The organism is Streptomyces sp. NPDC041796 (assembly GCF_055590785.1).
In genome coordinates this window covers 1-2,391 of record NZ_JBVJAH010000063.1, presented here as the reverse complement: position 1 = coordinate 2,391, position 2,391 = coordinate 1, and the positions used below count along the sequence as shown (strand labels likewise).

The 2,391-nt window shown below is 61.7% G+C and carries 2 protein-coding genes; one reads left to right on the top strand and one right to left on the bottom strand.

Annotation, left to right across the window (positions count from 1 at the left end; genetic code table 11):
• Nucleotides 1-420 precede the first annotated feature (420 nt).
• Entirely contained in the window at nucleotides 421-786 is a 366-nt protein-coding gene (locus ACZ6C1_RS38350; protein ID WP_469247673.1) for a hypothetical protein, read from the top strand.
• A gap of 329 nt (nucleotides 787-1,115) precedes the next feature.
• Here ACZ6C1_RS38350 and ACZ6C1_RS38345 read toward each other — a convergent pair whose 3' ends face one another.
• Complete coding sequence (locus ACZ6C1_RS38345; protein ID WP_469247672.1) at nucleotides 1,116-1,823, bottom strand: hypothetical protein; 708 nt, start codon at nucleotides 1,821-1,823, stop codon at nucleotides 1,116-1,118.
• Nucleotides 1,824-2,391 lie beyond the last annotated feature (568 nt).

Below are 2,391 nucleotides of genomic sequence, written 5' to 3'. Positions count from 1 at the left end.
GCCAATACGCCATTCAATACTGGTACTAGTGCCTCCAACGCTGCCGCTGCCTCTCCCACATGCGGCCCAGCAGCCGGTGGATTCGTCCTTAGTCCTCCCAATAGCAGCACCGTCCCTCTCGATACCCTTGACCAATCCCGTGGTCGTGGTTTTGTGGAGTTTGTGATGTTGGCGCCGTTTCCGGATGTGACGACGACGTATCCGCAGTCGGCTTCGATGACGGGTACGCCTGAGTCGAATGGCAGTGTGACGGTGATGGAGGGTGGTTTCCCGACCAGTGGTGACTGGGGCTTCCCCCTGGGTGCGAAGTGGCAGGTGCCGGCTGGGCACAAGATTGACCCGGTCGTCGAGTGGACCTGTGGCCCTCTCCCCAGTGTGCTTGCGCAGCCCGATACCACTGGCTGTGAGTACGCGATCGGGATGAGACTGTCGATCCGGGCCCTGAACGGTTCGAAGTTCCTCGACAACACGGTCGCCAGCCCCGACACTACCGGCGCCCAGTGGGACCTTCTCCTCAAGTCGACCGGCGAACGCGTCGGCACCTGCTACGTCGCCTCCGAGACCGAAATCCTGTGCCGCCTCACCAAGGTCGGCATCGCCAAGGCCGGCGACGCACTCGTCACCGCCCTGCCCGTCGAGATGCTCGTCACCACCAGTCCAGCTACCGCGGCCTTCCAGGTCACCTGGTGGAACCCCTACGGTGAACCCCAGCGTGGCACCGACGGAATGAACGATCTCTTCGGCGTGAACGACTTCCTCACCATCGCCACCTACCCCGGACACTAAATAAAAGACAGGCATACGGCACACCGTCCTGAATCATCAACCCCAAAGCCACCCGGAGCTGGCCGGACCGGATCCTTCTGCTCCCGGCGCGCAGATGACGTGAACGCGATGCGCCTCCTCTGCTGTAGACGAAGCCGCCACCGTCTTCGTGGCAACCTCAAGCGTGATGACGGGGCTGGTATGAAGCCGGCTGATGGAAGTTGATGATGTGCAGGGTGACCGCCATGGGCTGCCACGGGCAGACGCCTGTTTGCCGCCGGTGGAGCCGGGCTCGTGACCCGGCCAGGCTTGGCCCTCAAGAACGTCAAGGGAACGCTGCACATCGCAGGTCACCCATTGGCCAAGCCAAGTGCGCGGCCAATCCCTGCAGCTACCCGAGGGTCAGTCATATATTCTTCAATATTGTGCGCTCGGTCATGTGCGTTGTTGGCGGGGAATTCCGTTATGGTGCCCCAGCTTTTCTTGAGAGGACAACCGATAGACACGGCGTCGGCCGGATACCAAACGTTGATCCACTTTCCGATGCGGGCCGGGCGGTTGGGGCCCTCGACCAGCAGGCGACTGTAGACGCTGTCGAGCCCCAACGGGCTGCCAGCCGTGACAAAGAGTGATATATCAAGTAGTTCCGGCAGCCTCGTAATGAGGTCCATCCCTACGACCGTGCCCAGGCTGTGCCCAACAAGCACCAGCTCACCGGTGACGGGCACGGTTTCCAGCACACACTCCAATACCGCTTCGCGCACGGCCGAGTCGTGAAGGTAGGTATCGACGTCCCGGAACATGAGTGCAATGGTCAGCGCATCCAGGTCTGTCATCGCCGCAAGCCAGCTCAGCGCCCAGTGCACAGGTTTCACTAGAGTAAGGCTCTCCCCCGTTAGCTGGTTGTCCGGGGGCATGCCTGCTCTTAAGGCTGCTTCCATGATGAGTGCCTCATACGAAGCCGTTTGCTCTGTAGCGAACGCGTCGGGATCTGACACGATGGTTGTGCCGTCGAAAACTTCCGAATGACCGTTACGCCGCTCCATGATCTCGCTCATCAGGTCTCCGTAGAAGGGGAACCAGACATCCCCTGGACGGATCCCGGCTAACCCGGCACGTGTGAGCCCATGGTTCAAGCCCGCTGCCCATTCACGACGCAACTTCTCAGGATCATGCCCCTGCCGACTGCGGCCATGAAGAAACACCAAATGCCGTCTTCCCCCGAAGGCCCCGCTCCGGGGGCGCAGCCCTTCGCGAGCTGTTGCGGCCTCCGGCATCCCGCTGCCTGACGGCGGATGGCGCAACTCGACCGGATCAGTGCTCGCTTCTGGCATCAAGCCGGACTCAGGGCCCATCTCGGCAAGCAGCGCGCGTTGCAAAGGCTCGAGCCTTACCGATGCCAGATGCCTGAGTACCGAGCTGATGCGGACACCTTCGTTCGACACATAACTGATGGCATCATCACCGTCGCCCGTCTGCCAGACCCGGCCGTCCTTACGCAGAATCCGTCCCTGACCATCCGTCTCCGGTACGCCACTGAGCCTCTTTCATCCTGTGCTGAAGGGTGAAATGGGCTGGTCAGCAGGTGTGGTGACGAGGCAGGGCCCCTCGTCGTTGGCGTGGTGA